Below are 15,960 nucleotides of genomic sequence, written 5' to 3'. Positions count from 1 at the left end.
GCCCCTTAAAGAACACCGCCGCCCGCCCCGTTACTTCAGGATCGGAAGCGCTTTGACATGCCGGTTTGACCGCCCGAACCTGCGCTGGAAACGGTCCTGTGCCCTGCTACCGCAAAGCTCCGCTCAGGTCCACAGCCGAGGCGGCATCGACATGGGGTCGGCGGTGGTTTTATCCAAGCTGTTGCAAATGCATATGAAAAAAGTGAAACGAGTATGGCTCTCCGGCACCCCGCCGGGGCAGTGAACGACTACGCGCGCAGAGGATTTCGTATGGCTATCCGACCGATCATCCGGTTTCCTGATCCGTTGCTCGGCATCGCCGCAGAAACAGTCGGTCGCTTCGACGAGGATCTTCGCCAGCTCGCCGAGGATCTCCTCGACACGATGCGGGCCGCTCCGGGGATCGGCATCACTGCCCCGCATATCGGCGTGCTGCGACGGGTGACAGTGATCGAGCTCGACCGGAAGGCCGCGCCGCGCACCTTCATCAATCCGGAAATCGTCTGGCGGTCCAGCGAAACCGCACGCCATAGCGAGGGTAGCGTATCGATGCCCGGCATCTCCGAAGAAGTGGAGCGCCCGGCGAGCGTGCGCGTGCGTTACCAGACGCTTACGGGCGAGCCGGCAGAAGAAGAGGCCGACGGGCTGATGGCGGTCTGCCTGCAGCACGAGATCGACCAGCTCGACGGCATCTTCTGGACACGGCGGCTGTCGAGACTGAAACGCGAACGCGCCGAGAAACGCTTCAAAAAATCGTAACGCCCGGTGCCACTGCATGTTTCCTTGAATCGGAACCGATTTAATGACGAAAACACGCAGCGGTTCAAAGTGCTACCGCGGCCTTTGTTGGTCTGAGAAAACTTACGACGCTGTAGGTGAGACGCGCAATGGTTGCGTCGGTGGTCACCATCGAATAGGTTCGCCTCGCCCCGAGGGCCCAGCACGCCTGATGGCGAGCAGGTCAGCGTGAGGCAGACGCCTTGCCGAACATGATGAAAGCATCTCGAGCGACTCAATCGAAGGACATGCGATGAAATATTTGGGCCTTACTCTCCTCTGCGCCGTCGCTCTGGCGGGATGCACCGCCACCCCCGATCTCGAACCACTTCCCGGCAGCCTCACCTACGGCGAGACGGGCCCCTCGCGCAAAACAATCGCCGCTCCGGGCACGAAGATACCAAATCGATTCCGGCATGAAGGCAGAATTGTCTACGAGACCTACGAAGTTCAGCCCGACCATACCTACAAGCTTATCCGCCGCAGCTTCGTGGATAGCATGGGCAATTGATCGCGAAACGATCGAGCCTCCAGTCACGCGATCCCGGAACATTGCGATCCCGTTCTCGTTCTCCAATGAGACTTCACGGGAGACGATGCAATGGCCAAACATCTCGATGAACGTGGCGATCCGGCATCTGCGACGCACGACTCGGAACGGGAAGAGTTTTCCGCCGAGGAGGCAAAGCAAGGCCGTCACGGAACCGGCGTGCTGGCCGTGCTGCTCGGAGGACTCCTGCTAGCCTTCGCTGTTTGGGGCGCGGTCGAAATCTGGGGCGAGAGTACGGATATCGACCCGACTGCGGAGACGGAACAGGTACAGCCCTCGACAGAGCAGACGGGCAGCATCAATCAAGAGCAGTCCACGCCGCCTGTACAGGCGCCTGTCGACCGCGATCCGACCGCGCAAACCGGAACCGGCGGACCGTCGCAACAGGTTTCGCCGAACGGCACGGAGAAGTGATCGTGCCGCGTGTGCGCAAGAGCATGCGGCCGGCCACGCGCTAGCTAAAGCGCGTCGCGTTCAATCGAATTCATGCGACGCGCGTTTCTTGTTTTTGCGCATGCGGTTGCCCCAAGCCGGTCGGGTGACACGCAGTCATTCAGCCTAGTCGGAAAGCTCTTCCGTCGAGCATTCATAGAGCGTGTCGCCGCTTTCCATGTCGATGCCGACGAGACTCACTTCATAGCCCCAGAGATGGCGAACATGTCGCAGGGTTGCGTCGCGGCTGTTTTCCTCAAGGAATACGCCGTTCTTGACGTTATGCTGCAGCCGCAGGTGACGGTCGCCCAAGAGGTCGACATCCATGACCTGGATGTCGGGCTGGTTAGCGCCGATATCGTAGCTGCGAGCAAGGGCTGCACGTATGGCCTCGTAGCCGCGCTCATTGTGGATCGAGGCGACCTCGCAGTAATTCTCGTCCGCCTCGTCCGTCAGGAGGAACAGCCGGAATTTGCGGATCAGCGCCGGACTTAGATATTGCAGGATGAAAGACTCGTCGCGATGGTTCGCCCAGGCGTCGAGCAGCGTATCGCGCCATTTGCCGCTGCCGGCAATTTCGGGGAACCAGTCGCGATCCTCCGCCGTCGGATCGACGCAGATGCGCTCGATATCCTGCATCATGGCGAATCCCAGCGCGTAAGGATTGAGGCCCGGGAAACGGGGATCGTCGAAGGCGGGCTGGAAGACGACGTTGGTGTGGCTCTGGAGCATCTCCAGCATGGCGCCTTCGCTGATCTTGCCCTGGTCGAAGAGCCTGTTCATGATGGTGTAGTGGACGAAGGTGGCGCATCCCTCGTTCATCACCTTCGTCTGCCGCTGCGGGTAGAAATATTGGGCAACCACCCGGACGATACGCAGGATCTCCCGCTGCCAAGGCTCAAGGATCAGACTCGTCTTCTCCAGGAAATAGAGGAGGTTCTCCTCGGGCAGGTTCAACGCCTTCTTTCGCTCCGACACGTCGCGCTCGACCTCACTCGGATCGGCGCCCGCGGTCGTCGGGGGAAGCGTCCTCCACAGATCGCTGTACGTTTGCTCCTCGTATTCGAGCCTTTCGCGCATCCGCTCGCGTTCCTTCTCGGAGGATAGCCGCGGAGGCCGCCTGTATCGGAAGACGCCCTGGTCCATGAGCGCGTGAGCGGAATCGAGGATCTCCTCGACGGCCGATGTGCCGTAGCGCTCCTCACACTTGATGATGTATTTCTTGGCGAACTCCAGGTAGCTGAGGATCGCGCTCGCATCGGTCCACTGCTGGAACAGGTAGTTGTTCTTGAAGAAATGATTATGGCCGAAGGCCGCATGCGCGGTGACCAGGGCCTGCATGGCCATGGTGTTTTCCTCCATCAGGTAGGTGATGCAGGGATTGGAGTTGATCACCAGCTCATAGGCGAGACCGCGCCGGCCCTTGCGGTAGAGATGGTCCTCGAAAACGAAGCGCTTGCCGAAGGACCAGTGCTGGTACATCAGCGGCATGCCGACCGAGGAATAGGCGTCGAGCATCTGTTCGGAGGAGATGATCTCGAGCTGGTTGGGGTATACGTCCAGCCCGAGTTCGTCGAGCGCGATCGTCTCGATGGCGTCATAAGTGCGCGCCAGCGTCTCGAAGTTCCAATCGGAACTCTGAAACAGGAGGTTCGAGGCCGCGCCCTTCGTCATCCGGTTCGCCTTTCACTTGCGCAATTGCACACTCGGCTGCTTGCCGAAGAGTTTTCGGAAAACCGGATAGATGTCCGCCGGCTTTGCGATCCGGGTCATCTGGAAATTCGGCCATTCGCCATCGACGGTGCGATAGGCCCGCCAGAGCGAAGTCCCGTTATCGGTCGTACCGAAGATCTCCGTTTCGCGCTCGTCGATGATCTCTACATAGGCATAATACTGGCAAAGCCGCATCAACTCGTCGTGAAGGAGTGAGGCGCAGCGCTCGGAGTCGCCGGAAATGTTCTCCCCGTCGGAGGCCTGAGCCGCGTAGATGTTCCATTCGTGGGCCGGATAGCGCTCCTGGATGACGCGGAGCATCTCCTCGAGCGCGGTGGAAACGACGGTGCCGCCGCTCTGCTTGCTGTAGAAGAAGGTATTCTCGTCGACCTCGCCCGCCTCGTCCGTGTGCCGGATGAAGACGATGTCGATCCGCTCGTAGCGCCGCTTGAGAAAGAGGTGCAGCAATACGAAGAAACGTTTGGCGAGGTCCTTCTCCCGCTCGCCCATCGAAGCGGAAACGTCCATCAGGCAGAACATCACCGCGCTTGCATTCGGTAGCGGCTGCGGTTCGAAGCGATTGAAGCGAATGTCCACCGGATCGACATAGGGGATGCGCCGGCGGCGGCGTTCGAGCTTTTCCAACGTCTGGCGCAATTCCTCGATGCGCTTCCGGTGCTTCGCGGTTCCGTTGGCCTCCGCCTCCAGCTTCGCGATCTCGTCTGCGAGCGCTTCCACTTCCCGACGCGCCGGCCGATGCAACGCAATACGGCGGCCGTAGCTGTTGCGCATGGTGCGCCCGACATTGATGTTCGTGGGCGAGCCGCTCGCGGAAAAGCCGGCGCGGCGGCGCTTGAACGCGACGGACTCCTTCAAGTTGAGCTTCACCATGTCTGGAAGTTCAAGATCCTCGAAGAAGAGGTCGAGCACCTCCTCGCGAGAGAGAACGAACTGGAAGTCGTCCTCGCTCTGGCCGGTTCCGGCGCCGGCGCTTGCAGCACCGCCGCCAGAGGCTTTCTTGGGGATACGGTCGCCGGCCGCAAATTCGCGATTGCCGGGCAGCACATGCCGCCTTTCACCGGTGTTGTTGTCGGGCTGGAACGATGGTTCGTTGACGCCGCGGGCGGGCATCGAGACATTCTGCTCGGCATCGACGTCCGTTATCTTGCCCGATTTGACCCTCTCTTTGATGGCTCGCTTCAGCTCCTCTCGCGCCCGCTTCAGGAAGCGCTGCCTGTTGCCGAGACTCTTGTCCTTCGGGTTGAGGCGGCGGTCGATGAAATTCGGCATTGGCTGCCCCCTGCCTTTCGGACCGTTAACCCGCCTTGTTCACGCGCATGTACCAGTCGACGAGACGGCGTACCTGCCGTTCGGTGTATCCACGCTCCTTCATGCGCTGGACGAACTCGGCGTGCTGTTTCTCGGTGGCGCTATCCTTCTTTGAGCCGAAGCTGATGACCGGCAGCAGATCCTCGACCTGGCCGAACATGCGCTTCTCGATCACTTCGCGAAGCTTTTCGTAGCTCGTCCAGGAGGGATTGCGCCCGTGATTCTTGGCGCGGGCGCGCAACGTGAACTTGACGACCTCGTTGCGGAAGTCCTTCGGATTGGCGATTCCGGCCGGTTTCTCGATCTGCGACAGTTCGCTGTCGAGAATCTTGCGGTTGAGGATCTGACCCGTGTCCGGATCCTTGAAATCCTGGTCCTCGAGCCAGGCATCCGCATAGGCGATGTAGCGGTCGAACAGGTTTTGGCCGTATTCGCTGTAGGATTCCAGATAGGCCTTCTGAATCTCATGGCCGATGAATTCCGCATAGCGGGTAGCGAGTTCCGATTTGATGAAGTCGAGATAGCCCGCTTCGGTCTCCTTCGGGAACTGCTCGCGCTTGATGGCCTGCTCCAGGATATACATGAGGTGTACCGGGTCGGCTGCGACCTCCTTGGTGTCGTAGTTGAAGGTCTCGGACAGGACCTTGAAGGCGAAGCGGGTGCTGACCCCGGTCATGCCCTCGTCGACGCCCGCGGCATCACGATATTCCTGGACCGAGCGTGCCTTCGGGTCGACGTCCTTGAGGTTCTCGCCGTCATAGACACGCATCTTCGTGTAAAGCGACGAATTCTCATGCGGAACAAGACGGGTCGAGACGGTGAAGCGGCTCAGGATTTCCAGCACCTCCGGGGCGCAAGGATTGTTGAGCAGTTCGCTTTCGCGCAGAAGCTTTTCGTAAATCTGCTTCTCTTCCGTCACCCGCAGGCAATAGGGAACCTTGACCACCAGAATGCGGTCGAGAAACGCCTCGTTGTTGCGGTTGTTCTTGAACTGCAGCCATTCCGATTCGTTGGAGTGTGCAAGAATGGTGCCCTGGTAGGGGAACGCACCAAAGTTTTCCGTTCCGTTGTAGCTGCCTTCCTGGGTCGCCGTCAGGAGCGGATGCAGGACCTTGATCGGCGCCTTGAACATCTCGACGAATTCGAGCAGACCCTGTGACGTGCGGTTCAGGCCGCCGCTATAGGAATAGGCATCCGGATCGGCCTGGCTGTAGTTTTCGAGTTGGCGGATATCCACCTTGCCGACCAGCGAGGAGACATCCTGGTTGTTCTCGTCACCCGGCTCGGTCTTGGCGATGCCGATTTGGCGCAGACGGGAGGGCATCAGCTTGACGACGCTGAATTTCGATATGTCGCCGCCGACCTCATCGAGCCGCTTTGCGGCCCAGGGCGAGATCAGCCCCGTCAGCCTTCGCCGGGCGATGCCGTATTTGTCTTCGAGAAGATCGGCCATGCGCTCGGGATGGAAGAGGCCAAGCGGGGATTCGAAGATGGGGCTGACCTTGCCGTCGACCATGAGCGTATAGATCGGCCGCTGCTCCATCAATTTCTTCAGCCGCTCGGCGAGCGACGACTTGCCGCCACCGACGGGGCCCAGCAGGTAGAGAATCTGCTTGCGTTCTTCGAGGCCCTGGGCAGCGTAACGGAAGTAACCGACGATCCGCTCGATCGTATCTTCCATACCGAAGAAGTCGGAAAAGGCAGGATAGATTTTAATGGTTCGGTTTGCGAAGATCCGGCCAAGACGCTCGTCCGCGCTGGTATCGATGAGAACCGGTTCTCCGATGGCGTCCACCATTCGTTCCTGAGCGGTGGCGTACATGCTTTTGTCATCGCGACATGCAAGGAGATATTCCTGTAGGCTTATCTCCTCTTGCGCTGCACTCGTATAGATCTCCGAGAATAGGTCGAAGACGTCAGATTCACTCCTTTGCATCGTGCTCTCCCGCGGCAAGCCGCTTGGTTGAACCGGGATCGCTGCCAATCGGCGATTGCTTCAGGTGAACGGTTTCCTGCCTTCAAAGTTCCTTTATAACCGGGCACTGAAACGGATGCCGAAGCAGCAGCTCACGACGACATCCGCACATCAATTCGGGACCGATCGATGGGCGCCTCAAAGACGTTTTTGAGGCGCACTCCGCAAGACTCGTCGCTCTGTCACCCCATCATGACGGCGCTTCTCGCGAATCCGTCATGACAAGGGAATCATAACTAATCCCCGCTGTTTCGCCGACTTTTTTTTTACGATTCCGCGAATTTAGCCATCAACAATATCGTGTACGTCGGTGGGTTCGTGAATACGCGCCCCCGCGACCCTCGGAAGGGAAGCCGAAATGGGACGATGCGGAAAACGCGGCCGCGACCCAGGCATCAGAGTCCGGCGACAGCCCCTCGGCGGGATAGGGCTTGGCTCGTATTTCAGCTCAGAGAGAGCTCGATGGCAAGAGGAAAAACAAAAACCCCGTAGAACCAGCCGGTTACGGGGCTATTCGTTCTCTGAATGGTGCGGTCGAGAAGACTCGAACTTCCACGGGTTGCCCCACAGCGACCTCAACGCTGCGCGTCTACCAATTCCGCCACGACCGCATCGTGGTAGGTGCCGATTGCGTCGGCGGGGCTGCATGTAGCAAAAGCATTTGGGGTGCACAAGGCCATCACGACAGAAATTTGACGCGAAATGAAACTATTTCGGTCCCACCTCCGCAAAGCGCTGGAAACGCTGGACTCTTGCCGTAGTCAGCCCCATGTACAGGCCAGAAAAAATCAACAATGCAGGCTCCCATGCAGCGTGAAGATCTCAGCCGCGACATGTTTGCACCGCCGGGTTCGCCGCCGGTGCGTTGGCGCATCGCTCCTTCCCTCGTAGACTATCCACAGGCCGTTGAAACGATGGAGCGGGAAGCCGCGGCCATCGCCGCCGGCGCCGCAGACGAACTGGTCTGGTTGGTCGAGCACCCTCCCCTTTATACCGCGGGCACGAGCGCCAATGCCGCCGACCTCGTCACGCCGGACCGCTTCCCGGTCTTTTCGACCGGTCGGGGCGGCGAATACACCTATCATGGTCCGGGGCAGCGGGTCGTCTACGTCATGCTTGATCTCAAACGCCGGCGGCAGGACGTTCGCGGTTTCGTCGCCGCTCTCGAAGGCGTGATCATCGCGACGCTCGATTCGATGAACGTGAAAGGCGAGCGCCGCGAGGATCGCGTCGGCGTCTGGGTGCGCCGCCCGGAAAAGCCGCCGCTTGCGGATGGCTCGATCGCCGAAGACAAGATCGCCGCCATCGGCATCCGTTTGCGCAAATGGGTGAGCTTCCATGGCTTCGCGCTGAACGTCGATCCGGATCTCGATCATTTCGGCGGCATCGTACCCTGCGGCATCCGCGGCTACGGCGTCACGAGCCTTGTCGACCTCGGGCTTCCGGTGATGATGGCAGATGTCGATATCCGGCTACGGCAGGCGTTCGAATCAGTCTTCGGCCCCACTACAGCGCCGTGCGTCTTTCCAGACGCACAAAGGTCGCTGTAGCATGTTTTTTCCTTAAATCGGCTAGGATTTAAGGAAACATGCAGTAGGCCGGATGAAATCTGAGCCTCCGCGGCAGCACGCGAAGCACGCCCTTAATGTTTCTGCAACTGCCGCTCGCGCCAGATGATGAACAATCCAGAGCCGACGATGACGGCAATGCCGAGCCATTTGGAAGGCGACGGGAAATCCTCGAAAACGAGATAGCCGAGCACCGTCGCCGATACGATCTCGAAATAATGGAACGGCGCCAGGAGCGACAGCGGCGCCAGGCGGAAGGCCTTGACGACCAGCAAATGGCCATAGCCGGAGATCGCGCCGAGTGCGATGACAAGCGTCCAGCCCAATGTCGACTGCGGTAGCGATGGCTCGAAATCGACCGCTCCCATGCTGTTGCCGATGGCGATCACGGCAGCCATGAACAGCGTACCGCCGACGCCGGCGACCGTCTGCATGGCGAGCGGCGAATCGGCGCTGCCGACCGCTCGATTGAGGAAGAGATAGCAGGCGAAGAGAAAGGCGCAGGCGACCGGCAGGAGCGACGTCCATCCGAAAAGAGCGAAGCTCGGCTGAATGACGATCATAGCGCCGGCGAAACCGATCGCGATCGCGGTCCATCGGCGCCAGCCCACCCTTTCGCGCAGAATAAGCGCCGACATACATGTCAGGATGAAGGGTTCGACGAAGTAGATCGCGAACACGTCGGCGAGCGGCATGTATTTGACGGAGATGAAGAAGAACAGGGCGGCTCCGGCGAGCAGCACGCCGCGAAGCAGATTGGGCCAAAGCCGCTTCGGGTAGACGGCCTGCAGGCCGCCGGCGGTGAGCAGCAGCGGAACGGTCGACACGAGCTGGAAGAAGAAGCGGTAGAAGGTCACCTGGCCGGGCGACATGCCTTCGTAGACCGCCATGTATTTCGCAATGGCGTCCATGCCCGGCAGGATGAGCATGGCGAAGAGCATGATGGCCACGCCCTGCATGACCGCATTGGCCGGCGCGGCGGCCGTTTGTGCATATCCGTTCACGGGCAGATTTTTCCGACATCCTCGCAAAGCTTTCAGGTTCGACCCTATCGTGTTTCGTCGCGGTTTCAAGCGCCGCCCACCGCTCAAAGTTGCTCTTGGATCGAACGGCACCGAGCCGCATTTGGCCGTGTTTTTGACGCTTCGGAGTGCTCCGCCCGCGCAGGAATACCTATAAGCTCAGCTCACCTTCGCGCCTCGGCGGCGGGTGCTTTTCGGCAGCGCTCGGGGCCTGCGAAGATGTCAGGTAAAGGGAGAAAGCCATGCGCTTATCCACCGAGACCGTGATCGCGCGCCTGCGCCAAACAGGCGATGGCGATACGTTAGGCGGCCGCATCTGGAGGGCGCGGGACGCGGCAAAGCTTTCGACGAAAGAACTCGCGGACAGACTCGGCGTTCGCACCGAGACCATTTCCGCGTGGGAGCGCGATTGCGCCGAGCCCCGCACCAACCGGCTCTTCATGCTCGCTGCCGTCCTCGGCGTGACGCCGGCCTGGCTGATCGCCGGCATCGGTCGCTCCCCGGATGGCGACCCGGCTACATCGAGCAACGCCCTTCAAGAGCAGCTCGCACTCGTCAAGAAGCTGCATCGGCAAACGGGAGAAGCGATCGCCGCACTCGAGGCGGAACTCGACCGCTTCGACCGGAATTTTCGCTAGATCGCGCATTTCCTGCTTACGGGCGCCGCGTGCCGTTGTATTGACGATTGCCATTGCCACCGCCAAACATTTTTAGAATTTCAAGGGAGAAGAGACATGGACGTACGCGCAGCCGTGGCCGTTCAGGCCGGCAAACCGCTGGAAGTGAAAACTGTGCAGCTCGAGGGCCCGAAGGCCGGCGAGGTGCTGGTCGAGGTCAAGGCGACCGGCATCTGTCATACCGACGACTTCACGCTCTCCGGCGCCGATCCGGAAGGGCTGTTTCCGGCAATCCTCGGCCATGAGGGCGCCGGCATCGTCGTCGATGTCGGCCCTGGCGTCACCTCGGTGAAGAAGGGCGACCACGTCATCCCGCTCTATACGCCGGAATGCCGCGCCTGCCCCTCGTGCCTTTCGCGCAAGACCAATCTCTGCACCGCCATCCGCGCCACCCAAGGCCAGGGGCTGATGCCGGACGGCACCTCGCGCTTCTCGATTAACGGCGACAAGATCCACCACTATATGGGCTGCTCGACCTTTGCGAACTTTACCGTGCTGCCGGAGATCGCCGTCGCCAAGGTCAATCCCGACGCGCCCTTCGACAAGATCTGCTACATCGGCTGCGGCGTCACCACCGGCATCGGCGCCGTGATCAACACCGCCAAGGTCGAGATCGGCGCGACGGCGATCGTCTTCGGGCTCGGCGGCATCGGTTTGAACGTCATTCAAGGGCTGCGGCTCGCCGGTGCCGACATGATCATCGGCGTCGATTTCAACAACGCCAAGAAGCCCTGGGGCGAAAGGTTCGGCATGACCCATTTCGTCAATCCGACCGAGGTCGGCGACGACATCGTCGCCTATCTCGTCAACCTGACGAAGCGCGGCGCCGACCAGATCGGCGGCGCCGACTACACCTTCGACTGCACCGGCAATGTCAAGGTGATGCGCCAGGCGCTCGAGGCCTCGCATCGCGGCTGGGGCAAGTCGGTGATCATCGGCGTGGCCGGCGCCGGCCAGGAGATTTCGACGCGGCCGTTCCAGCTCGTCACCGGCCGCAGCTGGATAGGCACCGCCTTTGGCGGCGCCCGCGGCCGCACCGACGTGCCGAAGATCGTCGACTGGTACTTGGAAGGCAAGATCGCGATCGATCCGATGATCACCCACACCTTGGCCCTCGACGACATCAACAAGGGCTTCGAGCTCATGCATTCCGGCGAAAGCATCCGGAGTGTCGTGATCTACTGAGCTCACAATACGCGTTAGAAAAGCGTCGGAGTCGTCTGAATTCCGGCGCTTTTCCGTTCTTCTGGGTTGAAACTGCTATGATCTATGTCGACGCCGACGCATGTCCGGTCAAGGCCGAGACCCTAAAGGTGGCTGAGCGCCACGGCTTCGAGGTGACATTCGTCGCCAATTCGGGGCTACGGCCCTCGCGCGACCCAATGGTGCACAACGTCATCGTATCGGCCGGGTTCGATGCGGCCGACGATTGGATCGCCGAACGCGCCAGCAGGGGCGATGTCGTGGTGACGGCGGATGTGCCGCTTGCCGTGCGCTGCGTGGCCGCCGGCGCGCTCGTGACCGGGCCTACCGGGCGCGTCTTCGATAAGACAAACATCGGCATGGCCTCTGCAATGCGCGACCTCGGCGCGCATCTGCGCGAAGCGGGCGAAAGCAAGGGCTATAATGCCGCCTTCACCGCCAAGGACCGTTCCGCCTTTCTCGAAACGCTTGACCGACTTTGCCGTCAGGCGAAAAGGTGACGACCCGACGACGTGGCGGCCGGCGAATGGAAGGCAGCGAATGAAACCGAAGAAAGGCCTCAGGCACTGGCCGTTCTATCTCGCGCTTACGGGCGCGCTGCTCAGCCTGCCGGTCAGCAGCATGCTCTTTCGCGGCCAGGCGGTCGAGATCGCAGCGATCCTCTTCTTCTGCATCTACCTGTCGATGGCCGCTGTCCGGATTCCCAAGCTTACGGGGAGCTATCTCAAGATCAACGCCCGCGACACGGGCGAACCGGAACCGATCATCTTTCTGGTGACGCTTTCGGCCGCCGCCATTTCGTTGACGGCGCTCTTTTTCGCGCTCAACCGCACCGGAGGCGGCAGCGCCGGCGAATTAATTCTCGCCTTCGCCTCGGTGACGCTGGGATGGGCCACGGTCCACACTATGGCGGCGCTGCACTACGCCCACCTCTATTGGCTCGCCAGCCACCATGGCGACGGCAACCCCGCGGCGCGCGGCCTGGCCTTTCCGGAAACAGACGCTCCCGGCGGCTACGACTTCCTCTATTTCGCCTTCGTCATCGGCATGACGGCGCAGACCTCTGACGTCGCCATCACGACGACGGCAATGCGGCGCGTCAATTTGGTGCACGCGATTGTTTCCTTCTTCTTCAACACTGTGCTCGTCGCGGCTGCGGTCAATGCCGCGGTACAGCTCGCCGGCAGCACCTCATGAATCCAGGAGCGCTTCCATGAAAGTAATCTCGCAAAACACAGCCTTCGGCGGCATGCAGGGCGTCTACGCGCACGATTCGGCGGCCTGCAAGGGCGAAATGACCTTCGCCGTCTACGTTCCGCCGCAGGCAATCAACGAGCTTCGCCCCGTGCTTTGGTATCTCTCCGGTCTCACCTGCACCCATGCCAATGTAATGGAAAAGGGCGAGTACCGGCGAATGGCCTCCGAACTCGGCCTCATCATCGTTTGCCCGGATACGAGCCCGCGCGGGCCCGATGTGCCGGACGAACTTACCAACTGGCAGATGGGCAAAGGCGCCGGCTTCTATCTCGATGCGACAGAGACGCCTTGGGCCGAACATTACCAGATGTACACTTACATCACCGAGGAGTTGCCCGATCTCGTGAGCCAGCATTTCCGCGTCGACATGGGCCGCCAGGGCATCTTCGGCCATTCGATGGGCGGACATGGCGCCATGACGATCGCGCTCAAGAACCCTGAACGCTTCCGTAGCTGCTCTGCCTTCGCGCCGATCGTCGCGCCGTCGAGCGCCGACTGGTCCGTCGGCGCCTTCGAGAAATATCTCGGTTCCGACAAGGCCGCCTGGCGGAAGTATGATGCCTGCGCGCTGGTCGAAGACGGCGCGCGCTTCCCGGAATGCCTGATCGACCAAGGCAAGGCCGATGGTTTCCTCGAAAACGGCCTGCGCCCATGGCTTTTCGAGGAGGCGGTCAAGGGAACGGAGATCGGCCTCACGCTCCGGATGCACGAGCGCTACGACCACTCCTATTATTTCATCTCGACCTTCATGGACGACCATCTCAAGTGGCACGCCGAAAGGCTGGGTTGATACGCGACGCTTCTCCCCTGCCGCGTCCCCTTCGTTCGGCAAGCGGGCTGGTAGCGCGACGATCTTTCGGCGCGCGGCCTTCGCTGGACTGGCCCTCGCGCCCGCAATGGTCTAAAGCCACCCTGAAAAACAGGAAGCGGATTTCTGCAGATGGCAGGCATAGAACACAGGCAGGTGGACAGCGACGAGGCGGGCATGCGTCTCGACCGCTGGTTCAAGGTGCATTTTCCGGGATTGGGCTTTGGTCCGCTGCAGAAACTGCTGCGCTCCGGGCAGATCCGCGTCGATGGCGCGCGCGCCAAGTCCGACACGCGCGTCCAGCCCGGCCAGACGATCCGCATCCCTCCGCTCGGTGTCGACGCCAAGGACGCGAAATCCGGTCCGATCGGCGGGCGTGACCTGCGCAATTCGTCCGACGGCGAGCTCCTGTCGCGCATGGTCCTGCACGAAGATGCCAAAGTCATTGTGCTCAACAAACCGCCCGGTCTTGCCGTCCAGGGTGGTTCGGGCGTCAGCCGGCACATCGACAAGATGCTCGAAGCCTGGACCAGTCAGAAGGGCGAGAAGCCGCGCCTCGTCCATCGCCTCGACCGCGACACGTCCGGCGTCCTCGTCATCGCCCGCACCCGCGGTGCGGCCCAGCAACTGACGGCCGCGTTTCGCGAACGCGATACCAAGAAGACCTACTGGGCGCTGGTCAAGGGCGTGCCGCGAAAGCGCGAGGACCGGATTTCCACCTGGCTGGTGAAAGAGCCGACGCCGGACGGCGACCGCGTACGGATCGCCAAACATGGCGAGGACGGCGCGGATCATGCGGTCTCCTATTACCGCGTCGTCGAGCAGGCCGGCCAGAACCTCGCCTGGCTGGAGATGGAGCCCTATACCGGCCGCACGCATCAGTTGCGCGTGCACGCCGCCCATATCGGTCACCCGATCATCGGCGATCCGAAATATTTCGAGGCGGACACCAACTGGACCTTTCCCGGCGGCATGCAGAACCGGCTGCACCTCCATGCCCGGCATATCGACATTCCCCATCCGAACGGCGGGCGGCTGAAGGTCACGGCTCCCCTGCCCCCGCACATGGTACAGAGCTGGAACCTGCTCGGCTTCGATGAGGACGCCGCCGGCGAGGGCGAATGATGAAGCTCGTTCTTTTCGATTGCGACGGCACCCTGGTCGACAGCGCCGGGCTGATCCACGAGGTGATGGCCCGCACCTTCGATGCCTTTGATCTGGAGCGCCCGACGACGGACGCCACCAAGGCGGTCATCGGCCTTACGCTCGATATCGCGATCGCCAGACTCCTCGGGCAGCCGCATGCTGACACCCGTGAGGTCGCAATGGCGGCGCATTACAAGACTATCTTCGCTACAGTGCGCGGCGAGCCCGGATTCCAGGAAGCATTGTTTCCTGGCATAGCGGAAATGATGGAAACGCTTGCTGGTCGGGACGAACTGCTGATCGGCGCCGTCACCGGAAAATCGAGGCGCGGGCTTGCGCACATCGCCGCCACTCACGGCTTCGACAAGGTCTTCTTCGTCTCGCGCACGGCGGACGATTGTCCGTCGAAACCGCATCCGGCGATGGTCATGGAGTGCTGCGCCGAGGCCGGCGTCGATCCTGCGGATACGATCGTCATTGGAGACGCGATCTATGATATGCAGATGGCGAAGGCAGCCGGCGCGGATGCGCTCGGCGTCGCCTGGGGATATGCCAGCATGCCGCAACTCATCGAGGCCGGCGCCGATCATATCGCCCGCGTGCCGGCAGACATAATCGAATGGATGGAACGCAACCATGCCTGATATTCGCGACGAACTGACCGGAGCACTGAGCCACGAGGATCCGGTGCGTCGTGCTCAGATCCAAATGCAGAAGCCGCTGGCGAAGCGTTTCTACAAGCATGCAAGCGTCGCCCCCGCGGATGACGGCGGATACGCGGTGCTTCTCGACGGGCGGCCGGTGCGCACACCGGCAAAGCGGCCGCTTGCGGTTCCCACGGAGAAGCTCGCCGCATTGCTTGCGGCCGAGTGGGACGCGCAAACCGAGGTCATCGATCCCGGGGCGATGCCGCTCACTCGGATCGTCAATACGGCGATCGACGGAGTGGCACTCGATCACCGAGCCGTCTTCGACGATGTCCTGCGTTTCGCCGGCAGCGATCTCCTCTGCTATCGAGCCGATAGCCCCGCGGGCCTAGTCAAGCGGCAGAACGACATCTGGAATCCGGTCCTCGATTGGGCGGCCCATTCGCTCGGCGCCCGCTTCATTCTCGCCGAGGGCGTCATTCATCAGGAGCAGCCGCGCGAGGCAATCTCTGCCTATGCCGAGGGCCTGCGCCCCTTTGCGACGCCGCTGGGCCTCGCCTGTCTGCACACGATCACGAGTTTGACGGGATCCGCGCTGCTTGCGCTCGCCTTGGCCAAGGGAAGGCTGTCGGCGGAAGAGGCATGGGAGGCCGCCCATGTCGACGAGGATTGGCAGATCGAGCATTGGGGAACCGACGAGGAAGCCTTCAAACGCCGCGAAAATCGCTGGCGGGAGATGCAGGCCGCCGCCACGGTGCTCGACGCGCTGAAATAGCGTCGAGCAAGCCTCAAGTTCACGTTGCGTGAAGTTCTTTCGCTTCGGTCACGAGCGCATGCCGAGGAAAACCGCTCCGTA

Annotated in this window: 16 protein-coding genes and 1 tRNA gene; 12 read left to right on the top strand and 5 right to left on the bottom strand. The window is 61.4% G+C overall.

Features of this window, described 5'->3' with window-relative positions:
- Positions 1–270: 270 nt before the first annotated feature.
- From M728_RS05945 to M728_RS05935, 3 genes are all read left to right on the top strand, one after another.
- Positions 271–759 carry a peptide deformylase gene (locus M728_RS05945; RefSeq protein ID WP_026623387.1) on the top strand — a complete coding sequence of 163 codons (489 nt, stop codon included), beginning with the start codon at positions 271–273 and terminating at the stop codon, positions 757–759.
- Between the two features lie 271 nt (positions 760–1,030).
- Positions 1,031–1,288 (top strand): hypothetical protein, encoded by a 258-nt coding sequence (locus tag M728_RS05940; RefSeq protein ID WP_026613832.1) that lies wholly within the window; start codon positions 1,031–1,033, stop codon positions 1,286–1,288.
- Positions 1,289–1,378: 90 nt separating this feature from the next.
- Positions 1,379–1,741: a hypothetical protein gene (locus M728_RS05935; protein ID WP_026623388.1), complete on the top strand. Its 363-nt coding sequence runs from the start codon at positions 1,379–1,381 to the stop codon at positions 1,739–1,741.
- Positions 1,742–1,885: 144 nt separating this feature from the next.
- Here the strand turns inward: M728_RS05935 and M728_RS05930 are convergent, their stop codons facing one another.
- From M728_RS05930 to M728_RS05915, 4 genes are all read right to left on the bottom strand, one after another.
- Positions 1,886–3,433 (bottom strand): SpoVR family protein, encoded by a 1,548-nt coding sequence (locus M728_RS05930; protein ID WP_026623389.1) that lies wholly within the window; start codon positions 3,431–3,433, stop codon positions 1,886–1,888.
- 12 nt (positions 3,434–3,445) lie between these two features.
- Positions 3,446–4,762 carry a YeaH/YhbH family protein gene (locus M728_RS05925; protein WP_026623390.1) on the bottom strand — a complete coding sequence of 439 codons (1,317 nt, stop codon included), beginning with the start codon at positions 4,760–4,762 and terminating at the stop codon, positions 3,446–3,448.
- 25 nt (positions 4,763–4,787) lie between these two features.
- The gene (locus tag M728_RS05920) at positions 4,788–6,737 is read right to left on the bottom strand and encodes a PrkA family serine protein kinase (RefSeq protein WP_026613836.1); all 1,950 of its coding nucleotides are present in this window, start codon (positions 6,735–6,737) and stop codon (positions 4,788–4,790) included.
- 565 nt (positions 6,738–7,302) lie between these two features.
- Positions 7,303–7,387: transfer RNA gene (locus tag M728_RS05915), tRNA-Leu, on the bottom strand.
- 195 nt (positions 7,388–7,582) lie between these two features.
- On the opposite strand from M728_RS05915, the gene lipB reads away from it, so the two are divergent.
- Positions 7,583–8,326: a lipoyl(octanoyl) transferase LipB gene (gene lipB, locus M728_RS05910; protein ID WP_051441088.1), complete on the top strand. Its 744-nt coding sequence runs from the start codon at positions 7,583–7,585 to the stop codon at positions 8,324–8,326.
- Between the two features lie 92 nt (positions 8,327–8,418).
- Here the strand turns inward: lipB and M728_RS05905 are convergent, their stop codons facing one another.
- Positions 8,419–9,303 carry a DMT family transporter gene (locus M728_RS05905; protein ID WP_026623391.1) on the bottom strand — a complete coding sequence of 295 codons (885 nt, stop codon included), beginning with the start codon at positions 9,301–9,303 and terminating at the stop codon, positions 8,419–8,421.
- Between the two features lie 305 nt (positions 9,304–9,608).
- On the opposite strand from M728_RS05905, the gene M728_RS05900 reads away from it, so the two are divergent.
- The 8 genes from M728_RS05900 (at position 9,609) to M728_RS05865 (ending at position 15,879) form a co-directional block, all read left to right on the top strand.
- Positions 9,609–10,004 carry a helix-turn-helix domain-containing protein gene (locus M728_RS05900; protein WP_026623392.1) on the top strand — a complete coding sequence of 132 codons (396 nt, stop codon included), beginning with the start codon at positions 9,609–9,611 and terminating at the stop codon, positions 10,002–10,004.
- 96 nt (positions 10,005–10,100) lie between these two features.
- Entirely contained in the window at positions 10,101–11,228 is a 1,128-nt protein-coding gene (locus M728_RS05895; RefSeq protein WP_370906462.1) for an S-(hydroxymethyl)glutathione dehydrogenase/class III alcohol dehydrogenase, read from the top strand.
- A 77-nt stretch (positions 11,229–11,305) separates the two neighbouring features.
- Positions 11,306–11,746, top strand: coding sequence for a YaiI/YqxD family protein (locus M728_RS05890; protein WP_026622844.1), 441 nt, complete (start codon positions 11,306–11,308; stop codon positions 11,744–11,746).
- Positions 11,747–11,786: 40 nt separating this feature from the next.
- Positions 11,787–12,443 carry a DUF1345 domain-containing protein gene (locus M728_RS05885; RefSeq protein WP_026622843.1) on the top strand — a complete coding sequence of 219 codons (657 nt, stop codon included), beginning with the start codon at positions 11,787–11,789 and terminating at the stop codon, positions 12,441–12,443.
- Between the two features lie 16 nt (positions 12,444–12,459).
- Positions 12,460–13,293, top strand: a complete 834-nt coding sequence (gene fghA / locus M728_RS05880; RefSeq protein WP_026622842.1) for an S-formylglutathione hydrolase — start codon at positions 12,460–12,462, stop codon at positions 13,291–13,293.
- Positions 13,294–13,443: 150 nt separating this feature from the next.
- Entirely contained in the window at positions 13,444–14,436 is a 993-nt protein-coding gene (locus M728_RS05875) for an RluA family pseudouridine synthase (protein ID WP_026622841.1), read from the top strand.
- Positions 14,436–15,101 carry an HAD-IA family hydrolase gene (locus M728_RS05870; protein ID WP_026622840.1) on the top strand — a complete coding sequence of 222 codons (666 nt, stop codon included), beginning with the start codon at positions 14,436–14,438 and terminating at the stop codon, positions 15,099–15,101. The genes M728_RS05875 and M728_RS05870 overlap by 1 nt, the downstream gene beginning before the upstream one ends.
- Entirely contained in the window at positions 15,094–15,879 is a 786-nt protein-coding gene (locus M728_RS05865; protein WP_026622839.1) for an ATP12 family chaperone protein, read from the top strand. The genes M728_RS05870 and M728_RS05865 overlap by 8 nt, the downstream gene beginning before the upstream one ends.
- Positions 15,880–15,960 lie beyond the last annotated feature (81 nt).

This window comes from Ensifer sp. WSM1721 (assembly GCF_000513895.2).
Lineage (GTDB): Bacteria > Pseudomonadota > Alphaproteobacteria > Rhizobiales > Rhizobiaceae > Sinorhizobium.
Note: the sequence above shows the minus strand (reverse complement) of the source record. Positions and strands in the feature narration are given on the sequence as shown.